This window comes from Streptomyces finlayi (assembly GCF_014216315.1).
Classification (GTDB): Bacteria; Actinomycetota; Actinomycetes; order Streptomycetales; family Streptomycetaceae; genus Streptomyces; species Streptomyces finlayi_A.
In genome coordinates, this window is sequence record NZ_CP045702.1 from 294,223 (window position 1) to 309,768 (window position 15,546).

Annotated in this window: 17 protein-coding genes; 1 reads left to right on the forward strand and 16 read right to left on the reverse strand. The window is 71.3% G+C overall.

Going from position 1 to position 15,546, the window contains the following annotated elements:
- Nucleotides 1-88 precede the first annotated feature (88 nt).
- From F0344_RS01480 to F0344_RS01555, 16 genes are all read right to left on the reverse strand, one after another.
- The gene (locus tag F0344_RS01480) at nt 89-250 is read right to left on the reverse strand and encodes a hypothetical protein (protein WP_185297031.1); all 162 of its coding nucleotides are present in this window, start codon (nt 248-250) and stop codon (nt 89-91) included.
- A gap of 167 nt (nt 251-417) precedes the next feature.
- Nucleotides 418-2,073 carry an MFS transporter gene (locus F0344_RS01485; protein ID WP_185297032.1) on the reverse strand — a complete coding sequence of 552 codons (1,656 nt, stop codon included), beginning with the start codon at nt 2,071-2,073 and terminating at the stop codon, nt 418-420.
- Between the two features lie 92 nt (nt 2,074-2,165).
- On the reverse strand, nt 2,166-2,867 hold the full coding sequence (locus tag F0344_RS01490; RefSeq protein ID WP_185297033.1) for an alpha/beta fold hydrolase: 702 nt from the start codon (nt 2,865-2,867) through the stop codon (nt 2,166-2,168).
- 149 nt (nt 2,868-3,016) lie between these two features.
- Nucleotides 3,017-3,775 carry a hypothetical protein gene (locus F0344_RS01495; protein ID WP_185297034.1) on the reverse strand — a complete coding sequence of 253 codons (759 nt, stop codon included), beginning with the start codon at nt 3,773-3,775 and terminating at the stop codon, nt 3,017-3,019.
- A 125-nt stretch (nt 3,776-3,900) separates the two neighbouring features.
- On the reverse strand, nt 3,901-4,095 hold the full coding sequence (locus tag F0344_RS01500; RefSeq protein ID WP_185297035.1) for a hypothetical protein: 195 nt from the start codon (nt 4,093-4,095) through the stop codon (nt 3,901-3,903).
- Between the two features lie 136 nt (nt 4,096-4,231).
- Nucleotides 4,232-5,110: a phosphatidylinositol-specific phospholipase C/glycerophosphodiester phosphodiesterase family protein gene (locus F0344_RS01505; RefSeq protein ID WP_185297036.1), complete on the reverse strand. Its 879-nt coding sequence runs from the start codon at nt 5,108-5,110 to the stop codon at nt 4,232-4,234.
- Nucleotides 5,111-5,295: 185 nt separating this feature from the next.
- A complete protein-coding gene (locus tag F0344_RS01510; RefSeq protein ID WP_185297037.1) occupies nt 5,296-6,024 on the reverse strand; it encodes an ABC transporter ATP-binding protein in 729 nt (242 codons plus the stop codon).
- Nucleotides 6,017-6,943, reverse strand: a complete 927-nt coding sequence (locus tag F0344_RS01515; protein ID WP_185302459.1) for an ABC transporter ATP-binding protein — start codon at nt 6,941-6,943, stop codon at nt 6,017-6,019. The genes F0344_RS01510 and F0344_RS01515 overlap by 8 nt, the downstream gene beginning before the upstream one ends.
- Before the next feature lie 95 nt (nt 6,944-7,038).
- On the reverse strand, nt 7,039-7,896 hold the full coding sequence (locus F0344_RS01520) for an ABC transporter permease (protein ID WP_185297038.1): 858 nt from the start codon (nt 7,894-7,896) through the stop codon (nt 7,039-7,041).
- Nucleotides 7,889-8,854, reverse strand: coding sequence for an ABC transporter permease (locus F0344_RS01525; RefSeq protein ID WP_185302460.1), 966 nt, complete (start codon nt 8,852-8,854; stop codon nt 7,889-7,891). Before F0344_RS01525 ends, F0344_RS01520 begins: the two co-directional genes overlap by 8 nt.
- Nucleotides 8,855-8,877: 23 nt before the next feature.
- Nucleotides 8,878-10,482: an ABC transporter substrate-binding protein gene (locus F0344_RS01530; RefSeq protein ID WP_185297039.1), complete on the reverse strand. Its 1,605-nt coding sequence runs from the start codon at nt 10,480-10,482 to the stop codon at nt 8,878-8,880.
- Nucleotides 10,483-10,644: 162 nt separating this feature from the next.
- The gene (locus F0344_RS01535) at nt 10,645-11,793 is read right to left on the reverse strand and encodes an acyl-CoA dehydrogenase family protein (RefSeq protein WP_258049577.1); all 1,149 of its coding nucleotides are present in this window, start codon (nt 11,791-11,793) and stop codon (nt 10,645-10,647) included.
- Nucleotides 11,790-12,983, reverse strand: a complete 1,194-nt coding sequence (locus F0344_RS01540) for an acyl-CoA dehydrogenase family protein (protein WP_185297040.1) — start codon at nt 12,981-12,983, stop codon at nt 11,790-11,792. Before F0344_RS01540 ends, F0344_RS01535 begins: the two co-directional genes overlap by 4 nt.
- Nucleotides 12,980-13,945: an NADPH:quinone oxidoreductase family protein gene (locus F0344_RS01545; RefSeq protein WP_185297041.1), complete on the reverse strand. Its 966-nt coding sequence runs from the start codon at nt 13,943-13,945 to the stop codon at nt 12,980-12,982. Before F0344_RS01545 ends, F0344_RS01540 begins: the two co-directional genes overlap by 4 nt.
- Nucleotides 13,946-14,047: 102 nt before the next feature.
- A complete protein-coding gene (locus F0344_RS01550) occupies nt 14,048-14,647 on the reverse strand; it encodes a helix-turn-helix domain-containing protein (RefSeq protein ID WP_185297042.1) in 600 nt (199 codons plus the stop codon).
- A 31-nt stretch (nt 14,648-14,678) separates the two neighbouring features.
- On the reverse strand, nt 14,679-14,819 hold the full coding sequence (locus F0344_RS01555; RefSeq protein ID WP_185297043.1) for a hypothetical protein: 141 nt from the start codon (nt 14,817-14,819) through the stop codon (nt 14,679-14,681).
- 98 nt (nt 14,820-14,917) lie between these two features.
- Here F0344_RS01555 and F0344_RS01560 point away from each other — a divergent pair, with 98 nt between their 5' ends.
- Nucleotides 14,918-15,490, forward strand: coding sequence for a rhodanese-like domain-containing protein (locus F0344_RS01560; RefSeq protein ID WP_185297044.1), 573 nt, complete (start codon nt 14,918-14,920; stop codon nt 15,488-15,490).
- Nucleotides 15,491-15,546 lie beyond the last annotated feature (56 nt).

A 15,546-nucleotide genomic window follows, 5' to 3' on the forward strand; every position in this document is an offset into this window, starting at 1 on the left:
CCGGTCAACCTATCGAACGGGTGAACGGTTTCCCAGTGAGGGCCGTTCGGCCGGGTACTCGGTGATCAGGGGGCCGGTGTGGCCGGGATCACCGGAAGGCGGCCGGCGCCCGCAGGTCGCTGAAGTCGATGGCGCGTTCCGCGTCGCGGAGTGCCTGCTCGGCCACCCGGCGAACCTCGGCGAGCACGTCTCCGTGCTCCTGCACCAGACTGGCGTAGATCGGTGCCTCGGACCTGTCTGCGGGACTCATGTCGAACTTCTCCGTCAATCTGTTGCTTACACTCCCCGCCGGTGGGCGCGAGTGCGGGCCGAGTGTACGTGTTCCGCCATCCGTACCGCAGCCCGTATCGCGACAACGGGTACCGGCCACCATGATCACGTGCTGGATCTCACGGTCGTCGCGGGCTCGTCACCGGCTCAGTGCCCGGGCGGGGGTCCGTCGGGTGGTGCGGGACCACGCGGCGGCGCTCCGGCCGGTTCACCGGCCCCGGCGGCGCCCCCGTCGGTACCCTCGGTCCCGTCCTCGGCCGGTCCGAGCGGCAGGGTCCCGTCGCCTCGCAGTCGTTCCAGGTCGGCGGGGCGTACCTGGATGACGGTCAGGGCGATCAGCGCCGCGACGATCGCCAGGGCGGCTGCGCCGATGAACGCGCTCGAGATGCCGGAGGTCAGCACCTGGTCACCCCAGGTGCCCGGCAGTTGGCCCGTCCTGCGGAACTCCAGGAGTTCCGCAGGGGTCGCCTCCTCCCTGAAGCGCGGAATCTGGTCGGTGGCCTCGTTGCGGCTGGCCGTACCGAAGATCGTGACCAGGATGGACAGGCCCAGCGATCCGCCCACCTGCTGGGTGGCGTTGAGGATGCCGGAGGCCGCCCCGGAGTCACGGGCACCCACTCCCGATACCGCCATCAGCGTCAGCGAGACGAACTGCATGCCCATCCCGAGGCCGAAGACCAGCATCGGGCCGAGGATGCTCCCCAGGTACGTGCTGTCGATATCCGTCAGCGTCAGCCAGCCGAGTCCGACCGCCGCGAGGACGGCGCCCACCACCATGAACGGTTTGGGGCCCCAGCGGGGCAGCAGCTGCGAGGCGATTCCCGCACCGACCGCGATGATCACGCTCACCGGCAGGAACGCCAGACCGGCCCGCAAGGGGCTGAAGTCGAGGATGTTCTGCACGAAGAGCGTCAGGAAGAAGAACATTCCGAACATCGCCGCGGCAAGGCTCAGCATCATCCCGTAGGTGCCCGCACGATTGCGGTCGCGGAACATCCACAGAGGCGTGATGGGCTGCTTCGACCTGTTCTCGATCAACAGGAACACGGCGAGCAGGACGACGGCGGCGGCGAAGGCGGCGAGCGTCACGCCGTCGCGCCAGCCGTCCTCGGAGGCCCGGATGAATCCGTAGACGAGCAGCACCATGCCCGCGGTCGAGGTCAGCGCGCCCAGGATGTCGAAGTGTCCCGGGTGACGTTCCGACTCGCGGATGTAGCGCGGGGTCGCGAGCACGATCAGCAGACCGATGGGCACGTTCACGAAGAGGATCCAGCGCCAGTCGAGCCACTCCACGAGCAGTCCGCCCGCGAGCAGACCGATCGCGCTGCCGCCCGCCGACACGGCGGCGAACACTCCGAACGCCCGGTTGCGCTCGGGTCCTTCGCGGAACGTCGTGGTGATGAGCGCGAGGGCCGTGGGGGAAGCGATCGCGCCGCCGACGCCCTGGAGAGCGCGCGCGGCGAGCAGTTGCCAGGACTCCTGCGAGAGTCCGCCGAGCAGAGAGGCGAAGACGAACAGGAGGATGCCGAACACGAAGACTCTGCGACGGCCGAGGATGTCGCCCAGTCGTCCGCCGAGCAACAGCAGGCCGCCGAAGGTCAGTGTGTAGGCGTTGATCACCCAGGACAGCGCCTCGGTGGAGAAGCCCAGTGAGGTCTGGATGTGCGGCAGGGCGATGTTCACGATGGTGATGTCGAGAACCACCATCAACTGGCAGGACGCGATCACCAGCAGGGCCATCCCACTGCCGCGGCCCTGCCCGGTCGCGGCGACTCGGGAGGATGGCGCGGGGGAACTCGTCATGGCATCAACGCCTCACGTGCGCGGTGAAGGCTCTCGCTCACCCCACCGACGTTAGGCCTCGCCTTCCGGCCCCGCCAATCGATCACCAGTGGTCAGCCGCCCACGGCCGTCCGGTGCAGAATCCCGGCCAGTTCAGCGGGCCGGGAGAACATCGGCCAGTGCCCGGTGTCCATGGTGACCAGTCGCCAGTGCTCGCTCTTCAGCAGTTCGACGACGTCCGCACCGGGCTCGGTGCCGTCCAGCAGGCACTTGATGTACGTCGCCGGAAGCCCGCCGAGCGGGCGCGTGAGGACGGCCGGTTCAGTCAGCGTGGCGCCCGGATGCGGGGTCGCGCCGCCCACGATCCGAGCCGTCTGCTCGGCGGTCATGTCCTGGCCGGCGCAGTCCGCGGCCGTGAGCGGCGCCCAGAAGCCGCCGTTCTCCCTGATCGGGGTCTCCAGCTTCTCCCGGCCCTCCCACCAGCCGGAGGCGAACGACTCGCCGTCGGCCGGGACGCTGGAGTCCACGAAGACCACCCGTCTCAGCCGGTCCCCCAGCCGCTCGGCGGCCTGGCCGACCGGAATGCCCGAGTAGCTGTGTCCGACCAGGACGACCTCGCGCAGCCCGAGGCGCTCCACCTCGTCGACGATGTCCTGGACATGGGTCTGCTGTCCGGCGGCCAGGCCCTTCTTCTCGGCGAGGCCGGTCAGGGTCAGCGGATGAACTCCGTGGCCCGCGGCCCGCAGCCCCGGCACCACCTCGTCCCAGGCCCACGCTCCCAGCCACGCCCCTGCCACCATTACGAATTCGCTCATGGGGGCAAGTTAGCGGGTGGGTACGACAGTCGGGCCGCCCCACGGAGCCGGCCGGTGTCCGTCCCGGCGGCAGGAGGGAGGCGCGCAACCCTCTCGCAACGTTCGAACGGGTTCACTGGGGTGCACAGTGTGCTACCCGGCCGGAGAGTTCAGCGCTGCCGCTTCTGCGGAGGCTTCGGGTGCCGCCTGCGGGAGCGGTTGTCGAGCATGGCACGCCTGATCTCGGCCGCCGTGGCACGGGCGTGCTCGGTGGTGGCGGTGTGGTCGGCCACCGCCGTGACGAAGCGGTGCGTGGGGTGCAGGCACCGCCCGCACGGCGTATCGCCGGTGACCAGATAGCCGTCCTCGCACTGCGGGTCGGAGCAGTGGCCCGGCCGCAGCAGCTGTTCCGCGATCCCCTCGACGCTCCAGCGACGCCGGCCGTCCTCGTCCTTCTCGTACACGGCGTGGGACCAGCGCGTGTTCCACCGGCGTTCCATCCGGTCCACGAGCTGGGCGGGCGTGCGACGGCCCAGCTCCTGGTGGATCAGCTCGTGGATCTCCTGCGGCATACGACGGCCGAGCGCCTGCGTCAGCGGCTGCGGAATCGCGCGCAGTACGTAGCCCACGGGATCGGCGCCCGCCCGCTGGTGCCAGGTGCGGCATCCGCATTCGCCTTCGGGCGGCATCGGGGTGTGACAGCGTCCGCACAGCCCGCGGCACTCTCCGCAGAGCCCGTCGTTCAGTCCGTCCAGATGGGGGGCGGGAGACCTGCCGCACTCCCGGCAGCAGGCGGCACACAGTCCGCAAAGCCGTTCGTTGCCTAGTTTCGTCGTCCAGGAGCGCTGCTGGCACCGGCAGCAGAGCCCCGTGTTGCAGTACTCGTGGTGAGCGGCGCCCGACTGCCGTCCGGGGGGTGGGAAGGACATGGCTGCGTTCTCCAGATGCGTGGCGGGGCCGTCCGGAGCAGTGCGCGGCCGGGTTCCGTCGCCATTGTCCCGTATCGGACGCGGCTGTGGAGCTGAAAGGGCTGGTTACGGGGAAACGGCGCAGGTCAGGGGTGGAGGCTGCTCACGATATCCGCGGTGGCGGTGATCCCGTCCCGGATGGTCGGCGCCATGCTCGTGCCGGCGAGGAAGAAGCCGAGCAGGCCGCAGACCACCGCGTGGGAGATCTTCAGCCCTCCGTTGCGCAGGAAGATCACTGCGAGAATCAGCAGGAGCAGCACCAGTGAGATCGAAATGGCCATGCCAACCTCCTCCGCCGCGCCGGAATTGCGGCATTCGGCCGCCAGTGTGGCGTAGCGGAGGGGCCGTCCGGCGCACTGGCGTGTCCGCCGAACGGGTGTTGACTCGGCGTGACCGTTTTCGGCGCGGCGGAGCCGGTCAGGTGCCGGTGCGCCCGTTCCGTACCCGGTTGCGCAGGAAGGTCTCGAGTCCGGCCAGGTCATCGGTGTTGAGGTGATCGACGCCTGCCGCCAGAAGCTCCGTCCACAGGGCGTCGCGGTCCGGTCCCGGCGCGTCGGGTGTCGCCCAGAATCGGACGCGCCGGCCCTGCCGGTGGGCGGTCTCGACGAGGGTGCGGAGCCTGTCCCGCTCGGCCGCGGGGAAGGGGCCGGCGCCGCGCCAGCTGAAGCTGTGGGTCCAGTTGCTGCTGACGAGCGGGATGAAGGATGCGGCCGCCGGACCGGCGAGGTCGTCGAGCCGGCCGTCGTAGAAGGCGTATCGCGTGCGCTGGGCCTCCATGGGTACGCGGGCGGCCCGGTCGCCGGAGATGACGGGGGTGACCGCGCCGGTGTGGACGCGGCCGTTCCTGAAGCGGGTCAGGATCCTGCGGTAGGGCCGGAGCTGCCGGTCGAGTTCGGCGTACGCGGCGGCTCCCTCGTTCTTGATGTCGATCAGCAGCTGCAGCGGGGCACGGTGTCCGGCGTGCACGGCGCCGTGGTTCGCCATGACGCGGGCCAGCAGCGGGTCGAGGTAGAGCGAGGCGAGGGTACGGGTGGGATCGAGCCCGGCGGGTTCGTGGGCCACGAGCAGCTCGCCGCCGACGAGGAAGATGTCCGCCTCCACACTGGTGAATCCGTGGTCGAGCGCGTCGTGCAGCGGGCGCGGGTGCAGATAGTCGTTGTGCGCGTGGGCCCGGTCGAGCGGGCGCGGGCCCGGCCGGCCGGTGGTGGCCGCGGCAGCCTGTGCGGGGATCACCACGCCCGCGGCAGCGGTGACGAGTGCGGTGGTGACGACTCTGCGACGGGTCAGGTATGCCATGGGGTCTCCCTGGGGCGACGGGGCGGATCCGGACGGCGGACGCGACCGAGTATGGAGCCGCACCACCCCTTACGGGCAGGTACCTGCCAAGAATTGGACCGCCCGTCGACCGCCCGTCGACTGTCCCGCCTCTGCTGTTTGCCCGTGTGCGGGGGCAGTTCGGGGGCGGGTGGCCGGAGCCCCTGCTACCTGCCCCCGCTACCTGTCCCGCTCCCTGTCCCGCTCACTGCACCGCTCCCTGCACCGGCGCGTTCACCCTGTCGTCCCAACTCCGCCCACCGCACGGTCCGCTCGCACCAGCGCTCCAGGAGCACCCGGTCGTGACCCACGGCCAGCAGTGCCGCACCGGACTCGGCGCGGTAGGTCTCCACGACGGCGACGAGAGCGGCAGTGGTCGAGGCGTCGAGCATCGCCGTCATCTCGTCGCAGATCAGCAGCCCCGGACGGAGCACCAGGGCGCGGGCGACGCAGGCCCGTTGCAGCTGCCCGTCACTGACCGCGTGCGGCCGGCGTCCGAGGAGCTCCTCGGTGAGTCCGACCTCACTCGCCAGCGCGCCCACACGCTCCGCCACTTCGCGACGCCTCCCGGTGGACCTCAGTGGCTGGGCGATGAGCTCGCGCAGGCTCAGGCGGGGATCGGCGGACAAGCGCGGCTGCTGGAAGACGACACCCACGGCGGTGCGCTGCTCCCGGGGAGCACTGTGCCGCCAGCCCCGAACCGGGGCGCCGTCCAGGGTGACCGATCCGGCGTCGGGGCGGTGCAGCAGCGCGGCGACCCGCGCCAGCGTCGACTTACCGCAGCCGCTCGGACCGAGCAGCCCTACCGACTCGCCCTGCGCGACGGCGAGCGAAACGTCGCGCACGACGGGGTCGCGCCGGTCGTATCCGGCGGTGACGCGGCTGAGCTCAAGCATCGGCGTGCTCCTCGGCTCGGCGGATGTCGTCGCTGCTGGCGTGGTGACAGGCCACTCCGCGCTCGAACGGCGGCTGCAGCCCGCACTGCGCGTCGGCGCGGGGACAACGGGCGGCGAAGGCGCAGCCCTGGGGCAGATCACCGAGTTCCGGCGGCATCCCCGGGATCGGCGCGAACTCCCTTTCCGGCAAGGCCTCCAGCAGTCCCCGCGCATACGGATGGCGCGGGCCGGGCCGCCCGAAGAACCTGTCCGCGCCGGTGAGTTCGACGATGCGGCCCGCGTACATCACGGCGACCCGGTCGGCGATCCGCTCGGCCGCCGCCAGATCGTGGGTGATGATGAGCAGGGCCCGGCCCCCGTCGGTGTGGCGGCGCAGTTCGTCGACGGTCCGCTCCACCAGTTCCCGGTCGAGCCCGGTGGTGGGTTCGTCGGCGAGGAGCAGCGGTGCGTCACCGATGAGAGCGAGCGCCGTGGCGGCCCGCTGGGCGAGGCCGCCGGACAGCTCGTGCGGGTAGCGGTCGAGGTGGTCGTCGGGAAACGCGGCACGTCCGGCAGCGGCCTGCACCGCCGGGCGCACGGCGGGTCCCCGTACGCCGGTCAGCTCGCGCAGGGTCTCCTCCACTTGCGCACGGACCGTCCGCACGGGCGTGAGATGGGCGGCCGGGCTCTGCGGTACGAGTCCGATCCTGCGGCCACGCACGGTGCGGGCGAGGGTGCGTTCGCCTGCGGTGAGGAGGTCGGGGCCGCCGTCGAGGAGCGCGGCTCCCGAGGTCTCCGCGTTCGCGGGCAGCAGCCCCAGCAGCGCCGAGGCGAGTACGGACTTCCCGCAGCCGCTCTCACCGACCAGGGCGAGGCACTCCCCCGCCGCGAGGTCGAACGTGGCGTCGGTGACCGCGGCGACATGCCGGCCGCCGCGCATCCGGAAGCGGACGGACAGCCCTGAGACGGAGAGGACGGGCGGTGCCGGGGCCGAGGCCGGCGACAGGTTCGGCGACGAGGTCGCGGATGTCTTCTTCACAGCATCAGCTCCGATCGGCGGCGCGGATTGATCCGCTCCCGCCAGGCGCCTGCGAGCCCCGCCAGGGCGAGGGTCGGAATGATCAGGAAGAGGCCGGGGAAGAGCGTCGGCCACCAGTCCCCCGACAGCAGCGAACCGCGCGCCGACTGCACGAGGTTTCCGAGGCTCGCCTGATGGGTCGGCAGGCCCAGGCCCAGGAACGACAGCGCCGATTCGTGCCACATCGCGTGCGGCACCATCAGCACCGCCGCGAGACCGGCCTGCGGCAGCACTCCCGGCAGCAGATGCCGGACGATGACCCGGCCGCGTGAGGCACCGCCGGAGATCGCCGCGTCGATGAACGGACGTGAGCGCAGCGACAGCACCTCGGAGCGGACGATCCGCGCGGTCGACAGCCAGTGCGTCAGGGCCACGGACACGATGACTGGCCAGACACCGGGCCGGAACATCGCCACGACGAAGATGCCGAGCAGCAGGTGCGGAATGGACGAGAAGGTGTCGACGAGCCGCATGACGACCCGGTCGGTCCAGCCGCCGAAGGCCGCGGCGAGCGCGCCGACCGCCGTACCGATGACGGTGGCGGTGAGCGCGGCGACGAGTCCGACGAGGAGGGAGACCCGGAGCCCGTACACACAGCGCAGCAGCAGGTCCCGGCCGACGTCGTCCGTGCCGAAGGGGTGGGCCGGGGAGGGCGGCCGGAGTTTGGCACCGAGGTCGACGGCCTGCTGGTCGAGCTGGACCAGCGGGGGCACGAGCAGGACGGCCAGGGCGACCGCCACGAGGATGCCGGCCGAGGTGACCGCCCGGGTGCGGCGGGCGGCGCCGCGTGCGGGCCGGAGTGCGAGGTCAGCCATCGAAGCCCACTCTCGGGTCGGCGAGGCCGTACAGCAGGTCGGAGAGGAGGTTCCCGAGGAGTACGGCCGCGGTGGCGAGCACGGTGAGTGCGGCGAGCAGGGAGAAGTCCACCGAGGTGGCGGCCTGCACGGTGGCCGCGGCGATGCCGGGCCAGCTGAAGACCGTCTCGACGAGCAGGGCGCCGGTGATGAGTTCGGGCACGCGGGAGCCGATGAGCGTGAGCATCGGGAGCATGCCGGAGCGCAGGGCGTGGCCCAGCAGGACGGTGCGTTCGCTGAGTCCGCGGGCGCGGGCGCCGCGTACCGGGTCCTCGTCCAGGGCGTCGGTGACTCCCTGGCGTACGTACAGGAAGAACCACGGCAGCTGGGAGATGCCGAGGACCGCCGCGGGCAGCACCAGGTGGGTGGCGACCTGGCCGAAGGTGACGGTGTCGCTTCCGGCGTCGGTGAGGCCGCCGGCCGGGAGGATGTCCAGCGTCAGGGCGAAGACCCAGATGGCGAGCAGCCCGAGCCAGAAGGCGGGTGCGGCCTCCAGGGTGTACGCGGCGGAACTGACGCACCGGTCGAGCGCCCCGCGGGGGCGGCGGGCCGCCAGGACGCCGAGTGCGGTGCCGAGCAGGATCGCGATGACGAACGCGCAGGTGGCGAGAAGCAGGGACCAGCCGGCGCGTTCACCGATGACGTCGGCGACAGGCATACGCATCACGCTGGAAACGCCGAGATCGCCCTGAACGGCGGACGTCAGCCAGTCCCACCAGCGCGTGACCAGGGGCCGGTCCACGCCGAGATTGGCCCTGAGCTGGTCGAGGTTCTCCTGCGAGGCGGTCAGGCCCGCCGTGCCCGCGTACGCCTTGACGGGGTCGAAGGGGGATGCGGCGGCGACGGCGAAGACGCCGAAGGTGACGGCGATGAGGACCGGCACGGCGGACAGGGCCCGCCGTGCCGTCATCCGCGCCATCGGCCCCCAGGGGAGGCGGTGGCTCACGTGTCCGCGCCCTCGGGGTTCCACTTCTCGACGTTCCACCAGGGGCCTGAGGCCAGGCCGTGGTCGTGCGGCTCGACCTGGGTGGTGAGGTCGCCGAAGCGGCTGCCGACGACGTACACGTGGTCGATGTGGGTCAGGAAGGTGTAGCCGGGGTCCTTGGCGAGTTCGCGCTGGACGGTGTCGTACGCGGTCTTGCGGGCGGCCGGGTCGCCGCTCCTGCGGCCCGCTTCGACGGCCTCGTCCACGGTCTTGTTGTCGTACCAGGCCATGTTGTTGAAGCCGTCGCCCGCGAGAGTGGACTTCAGCAGTGCGTACTGGTCGAAGTCGGGGTCGGCGGGTGATCCGCCGCCCGCGAGCACGGCGTCCTGCTTCATCCGGGGCTGGATGACCTCCCAGGTGCCGGCCTCGGTGGTGATGTCGATGCCCGCCTTCCTGGCGTCGGACGCGTAGGCGAGAGCGTGTTCCTGACGGAGCTTGTCGCCGGTGAGGTACCAGAGCGGGAAGGCGGCGCGCACACCGTCCTTGGTGCGGACGCCGTCCTTGCCGGGCTTCCAGCCGGCCTCGTCGAGGATCTTCTTCGCCGCGCCGAGGTCGTGGACGCGTTCGGTGCCCTTGGTGAACCACTCGCTGTCCGTGGGGACGGGGCCGTACGCGGGCTTGCCCGCACCGTTGAGGATGGCGTCGACCATGGCCTCGCGGTCGACGGCGATGTCGAGGGCACGTCGGACCGCACGGTCACCGGCGACCTCGTTGTGGGTGGGGAGCGTCACCGTGCGGTAGTCGTACGTCTTCGCGGTGTAGGTGCTGAGCCCGTTCTCGCCCTTGAAGCCTTCGGCGAGGTTGGGCGGGAGGATCGCGCCGTCGAGGTCGCCGGAGCGCAGCCGTGTGGCGCGCACGTCGTCGTCCTTGATGATCGCCATGGTGAACCGCTTCACCTTCGGCTCACCACCCCAGTAAGCGGGGTTGGCCCGGAAGCTCAGCTTCTCACCCTTGGACCACTTGGTGAGGAGATAGGGCCCCGTGCCGACCGGCCGTGTGGTGAACGTGCCGCTGTTGACGTCCTGTCCGCCGGCGATGTGTTCGGGGGCGATGGGAAGGACGGTGCGCTGCGCGAAGGGCGCGTACGGGTACGTGAGCGTGAAGACGACACGGTCGTCACCGACGGCCTCGACGGACCTGACGGCGTCCAGCTCGGTGCGCGAGGGGTTGTTCGTCTTCTTGTCCAGGATGGTCCGGTAGGTGAAGACGACGTCCTTGGCACCGAACGGCTCGCCGTCGCTGAACTTCACGCCGCGGCGGAGCGTGTACGTATAGGTGAGACCGTTGTCGCCGATCTCGGGCAGCGCGGTGGCGAGCGCGGGCCGCAGCTTCAGGTCCTCGTCGAGGGCGAGCAGCCCGTCGAATATCTTGGAGTTGCCGTCCTTGCCGTAGCCGAGCAGAGGACTGAGGCTGTCGGGCTCGTAGGCGATCCCCACGACCGCGGAATCCGCGGAGGCCGCGCCCTCGTCGGCACTGCCCGGATTCGAGCAGGCTGCCGCGGTGATCGAGAGCGCGGTCGCCAGCACGATCGCCACCCCTCCCCGTACCGATCGGGCCCTCATACGCTGCACACCCCTATTGAAGATCCACTGTTATTGCGAATGCTTCGCAATTAAACAGCACAGGCGGGGGCGGCGGAACCCGGCCGCGGCGGGACATGCCGGAGCGGGGGCACGCGTCCGCGTACCCCCGCCCCAACTCCTGCGCCCGGCCGACCCGTTCGGTTACGGAGCGGGCAGGTCGACCAGCTCCGCGATGACCTCGCGATGGCGCCCGGCCGTTCCGTACGCGATCGAGTCGGCCTTGGCCCGCTTCAGATACAGATGCGCGGGGTGCTCCCAGGTCATGCCGATCCCGCCGTGCAGCTGGACGCACTCCTCGGCGGCGTGGACCGCGACTCCCGAGCAGTACGCCTGGGCCACGGCCACCGCGAGCAGCGCCTCGGGGCCGTCGGCGGCCAGTCGGCCGGCCGCGTGACGAGCGGCGGCACGGGCGGACACGATCTCCAGCCAGAGCTGCGCCATCCGGTGCTTCAGCGCCTGGAAGGAGCCCACCGGCCGGTTGAACTGGCGGCGTTCACGGGTGTACCGGACGGTCTCCGTCAGGCACCACTCGGCGATGCCGAGCTGCTCGGAGGCGAGGAGCCCGGCGCCCACGAGCAGCCCGCGCCGTACCGCCGGGACGGCGGAGGAGGCGTCGGCGATCAGGACACCCGCCGCACCGTGCAGGACGACGGTGGCGAGCGGGCGGGTCAGGTCGAGCGCCACCAGCGGTTCGACGGTGACCCCGTCCGCCGCCGTCTCGACCGCGTACAGACCGTCGGTGGTCGGGACGAGGAGCACATCGGCGGTGGCCGCGTCGGCGACCCCGGTGATGGTCCCCTCCAGCCTGCCCGTCACGGCGCTCGCGGGCTGCGCCTCGTCGGCCGCCGGCGCGGAGAACGGCACGGCGAGAGCCGCCGTCCTGCGCCCCGCGGCCAGTTCACCCAGCAGCTCGACCACGGCGCCGTCGCGCGCGGCCAGCGCGAGCAGCGTCTCGGTCGCGACGACCGAACTCGTCAGGTACGGCACGGGGGCGACGCTGCGCCCGAGTTCCTCGAGGACGACGGCGGCCTCGCGGTACGTCGCCCCCTGACCGCCGAGCTTCTCCGGTACGAGGAGTCCGGCGGCACCGATGTCGGCGGCGAGCGCCTTCCACAGCCGGGGGTCGTACGGCGTGCCGGACTCGACGCGGGCGATGACACCCGGCGCGTCGGCCCGGTCCGCGAGCAGCGCGCGGACGGCGGCGCGCAGATCCTCCTCGGCCTCCGAGTACAGGAGGTCGGGCATCGGGGCCGGCTCGTCCTGCCCCGGCTGTGCTGTCAGTTCGGTCATCGGGAGAGGTCCTTCCAGGCGATGTCCTTGTCGTTTCGCGGCTCGGACGGCAGCCCGAGCACACGCTCGGCGACGATGTTCAGCAGTACCTCGGTCGTGCCGCCCTCGATGGAGTTGCCCTTGGAACGCAGATAGCGGTAGCCGGCGTCGCGGCCGGTGAAGTCGACCAGTTCCGGCCGGCTCATGGTCCAGTCGCTGTACAACAGACCCTCGTCGCCGAGGAGTTCGACCTCCAGGCCGCTGATCTGCTGGTTGAGCCGGGCGAAGGCGAGCTTCATCGCGGACCCCTCGGGCCCGGGCTGCCCCGCCATGAGCTGCTGACGCAGCCGTTCGCCGCTCAGCCTGGCCACCTCGGCCTCGACCCAGAGGGTGAGGAGGCGCTGATGGAGGTCGTGGGTGCGCAGCTCGGGACGTCCGCGCCAGGTCCGCGCGGCGGTGCCGATCATGCCTCCCTCGCGCGGGATACGCGCTCCCCCGATCGAGACGCGCTCGTTCATGAGCGTGGTCTGCGCGACCTTCCAGCCGTCGCCGACCGGGCCGAGCCGCCTGCTGTCCGGGATGCGTACGCCGGTGAGGAAGACCTCGTTGAACTCGGCCTCGCCGGTGATCTGGCGCAGCGGCCGCACCTCGACACCGGGGTCGGCCATGTCGCAGATGAAGTAGCTGATACCGCGGTGCTTGGGCAGGTCGGGGTCGGTACGGGCGATCAGGATCGCCCAGCGGGCCACATGGGCGCTGGACGTCCAGACCTTCTGGCCGTCCACGACCCACTCGCCCCCCGCGTCGCGCACGGCCCTCGTGCCCAGTGCCGCCAGGTCGGAGCCGGCCCCCGGCTCGCTGAAGAGCTGGCACCAGACCTCCTCGCCGACCCACAGGGGGCGCAGGAAGCGCCGCTTCTGCTCGTCGGTTCCGTAGCGGAGGATCGTCGGGGCGGCCATGCCGAGTCCGATGCCGATACGGCGCGGGTCGTTGTCGGGGGCCCCGGCGTCGGCGAGTTCGGTGTCCACGATCTGCTGGAGTGTGCGGGGCGCGTCGAGTCCGCCGAGTCCGGCCGGATAGTGGACCCAGGCGAGGCCGGCGTCGAAGCGGGCCTTCAGGAAGCCGGTGCGGTCCGTGGTGGCCGGCGGGTGGGAGGCCAGCAGTTCGCGTGTGAGGCGGCGGACCTCACCCGCGTCGACGGGGGCGGTCATCGGGCACCTCCCGGAACGACGACGATGCGGCCGGTGCTCGCGCCGTCGGCGACCCGCTGGACGGCGTTCGCCGCCTCAGTCATGGCGACACGCTCGCTGATCAGCGGTTTGACGACGCCCTGCGCGGCAAGCTTGGTGAGTTCGTCGTGGCAGGCGCGGACGGCGGCGGGGTCCTTGGCGTTGTACAGGCCCCAGTGCAGGCCGGCGATCGAGTAGTTCTTCACCAGGGCGTGGTTCAGTCCCGGGGCGGGAATGGTGCCGCTCGCGAAGCCCACGACGACGACGCGCCCCTCGAAGGCGATGCACTTCACGGATTTGGCGTACGCGTCGCCTCCGACCGGGTCGTAGACGACGTCCGCGCCGCGCCCGCCGGTGGCTTCCTTGACGCGCGCGACGATGTCCTCGCCGCGCCGGTCGATGACCACGTCGCAGCCCAGCTCACGGGCGACGCGAGCCTTCTCCGGGCCTCCGACGACTCCGATGACCGTGGCCCCGGCGGCCTTGCCGAGCTGGACGGCCGCACTGCCGACACCGCCCGCCGCCGCGTGCACGAGCAGCGTCTCGCCCGCCTGGAGGTGTGCGCGCCGGTGGAGTCCGAACCAGCCCGTCTGATAGCCGATGTGCATCGCGGCCGCTTCGGCGTCGTCCAGGTTCTCCGGGGCGGGCAGCAGGGCCGCCTCGTCCGCGACGACGTACTCGGCGAAGCCGCCGTGCGGGAGGGCGGGGGTGGCGAGCACCCGGCGTCCGTCCCCGGTTTCCGCGCAGATCTCCACGCCCGGCGTGAACGGGAGCGGCGGCCGTGTCTGGTACTGCCCGCGGCAGAGCAGCGCATCAGGGAAGTTGATGTTCGCCGCGCGCACCCTGAGCAGCACCTGCCCGTCTCCGGGGGTGGGCCGTTCGGTCTCTTCGAGCTCCATCACCTCGCTCGGCTCGCCGTTCCGGTGCACTCGCCATGCTTGCATGAGGGGCCTCCACAACACTGTCGGCATTACCACTGCTCCGGCGCATACTAAGCGGTCGCTTGCCCATCTGGGAACACCTCGGCCAACTCGGTGACCGTGCCCTCAGGCCCGTTTCGGCCGGGCCTTGACGTGCATCCGCTCCCCCTGCGGCCCGAACAGGCTCAGATACTCCACCGACTGCTCGCCCGCCGGCCCGAACCAGTGCGGCAGCCGCGTGTCGAACTCGGCCGCCTCGCCCGCGCCCAGGACCAGATCGTGTTCGGCCAGCAGCAGTCGCAGCCTCCCGGAGAGCACGTACAGCCACTCGTAACCCTCGTGCGTACGCTGTTCCGGCACCTCCTCGCAGCCCGCCCGGTGCACGACCTTGAAGGCCTGGAGCCCGCCCGGTCTTGCGGTCAGCGGCAGCACGGTCCGCCCGTCGTGGACGATCGGCTTGATCCGCACCCGGGGGTCCCCGACGGGCGGCGCGCCGATGAGATCGTCGAGCGGCACCTCGTGGGCGCGCGCGATCGGCAGCAGCAGCTCCAGACTGGGGCGCCGACCGCCGGACTCCAGGCGCGAGAGCGTGGACACGGAAATGCCGGTGGCGGCCGAGAGGGCGGCGAGCGTGACCTCGCGTTCCTTGCGCAGACGGCGCAGCCGGGGCCCCACCCCGGTGAGCACGGCGTCGATTTCCGGGGCGTCCCGGTGCTGTTCGTTCATACCGCTATTGCAGGATCAGCAAACGGCTGTGTCAATCGGATACGAGGATCGCCGGGTCGGGACCGAGTCCGGCCCTGACCCGGCGAACCATGCCCACCAGCGGGCCCTGGGCGCGGCGCAAGCGGTTGAGGACCGATGATGTGAGTTCACCGCCCACCATGTCGAAGTCCACGCACTCTCCCCGAATACCCTTAGGGGTATTCTGGCCCGTCCGGGGCAAGAGAGACGGAGTCTCCTGTCCGGCCCGGTGACCGAAAGGAATCTCAGATCGTGACCAGCCCCGCTTCCCTCTCCCCCGCGCAGGCCGCAGCTCGTCTGGAGGAGTTCACCGTCATCGACGTACGGGCCCCCGGCGAGTACACCTCCGGTCATGTGCCCGGCGCGCTGAACATCCCGCTCGACCGTCTCCAGGAGGCCGTGCCCGCCCTCAAGGCCGCCGCGGCCCGTGGCTCGCTGCTCGTGGTGTGCGCCTCCGGCGTCCGCTCCACGCGGGCCTGCGAAATCCTTTCGGCCGCGGACATCGACGCTTTCGCCCTTATTGGCGGCACCTCCGCCTGGGAGGGCGACGGACTCGGCCTGGCCCGCCCCGACGGAGCCCGCGCCGCCTGGCCCATGGAGCGTCAGGTGCGACTGGCGGCCGGTTCGCTCGTGGTGGCCGGGCTGCTCGCCGGAACGCGCTTCCCCGCGGCCCGGTGGCTGTCCGCCGGCATCGGTTCGGGCCTCGTCTTCTCCGCGGTGACCAACACCTGCGGAATGGCGGCGGTCCTGTCGAAGCTTCCGTACAACCGCGCCCCGCACTCGGCAACGGACCTCGGTGCCACCCTGGACGCACTCCAGAAGTGAGCCGCAGCGAAGAGGGGGCCGTACGTGCGTGACGCACGGACGGCCCCCTTTTTCGG

What these genes read in the sequence shown, in the direction of transcription:
- F0344_RS01540 (WP_185297040.1), bottom strand. Translation starts at nt 12,983, where the DNA reads ATGACCGCCCCCGTCGACGCGGGTGAGGTCCGCCGCCTCACACGCGAA.
- F0344_RS01485 (WP_185297032.1), bottom strand. Translation starts at nt 2,073, where the DNA reads ATGACGAGTTCCCCCGCGCCATCCTCCCGAGTCGCCGCGACCGGGCAG.
- F0344_RS01535 (WP_258049577.1), bottom strand. Translation starts at nt 11,793, where the DNA reads ATGACCGAACTGACAGCACAGCCGGGGCAGGACGAGCCGGCCCCGATG.
- F0344_RS01490 (WP_185297033.1), bottom strand. Translation starts at nt 2,867, where the DNA reads ATGAGCGAATTCGTAATGGTGGCAGGGGCGTGGCTGGGAGCGTGGGCC.
- F0344_RS01505 (WP_185297036.1), bottom strand. Translation starts at nt 5,110, where the DNA reads ATGGCATACCTGACCCGTCGCAGAGTCGTCACCACCGCACTCGTCACC.
- F0344_RS01495 (WP_185297034.1), bottom strand. Translation starts at nt 3,775, where the DNA reads ATGTCCTTCCCACCCCCCGGACGGCAGTCGGGCGCCGCTCACCACGAG.
- F0344_RS01510 (WP_185297037.1), bottom strand. Translation starts at nt 6,024, where the DNA reads ATGCTTGAGCTCAGCCGCGTCACCGCCGGATACGACCGGCGCGACCCC.
- F0344_RS01480 (WP_185297031.1), bottom strand. Translation starts at nt 250, where the DNA reads ATGAGTCCCGCAGACAGGTCCGAGGCACCGATCTACGCCAGTCTGGTG.
- F0344_RS01530 (WP_185297039.1), bottom strand. Translation starts at nt 10,482, where the DNA reads ATGAGGGCCCGATCGGTACGGGGAGGGGTGGCGATCGTGCTGGCGACC.
- F0344_RS01515 (WP_185302459.1), bottom strand. Translation starts at nt 6,943, where the DNA reads ATGCGCGGCGGCCGGCATGTCGCCGCGGTCACCGACGCCACGTTCGAC.
- F0344_RS01545 (WP_185297041.1), bottom strand. Translation starts at nt 13,945, where the DNA reads ATGCAAGCATGGCGAGTGCACCGGAACGGCGAGCCGAGCGAGGTGATG.
- F0344_RS01525 (WP_185302460.1), bottom strand. Translation starts at nt 8,854, where the DNA reads ATGGCGCGGATGACGGCACGGCGGGCCCTGTCCGCCGTGCCGGTCCTC.
- F0344_RS01520 (WP_185297038.1), bottom strand. Translation starts at nt 7,896, where the DNA reads ATGGCTGACCTCGCACTCCGGCCCGCACGCGGCGCCGCCCGCCGCACC.
- F0344_RS01500 (WP_185297035.1), bottom strand. Translation starts at nt 4,095, where the DNA reads ATGGCCATTTCGATCTCACTGGTGCTGCTCCTGCTGATTCTCGCAGTG.
- F0344_RS01550 (WP_185297042.1), bottom strand. Translation starts at nt 14,647, where the DNA reads ATGAACGAACAGCACCGGGACGCCCCGGAAATCGACGCCGTGCTCACC.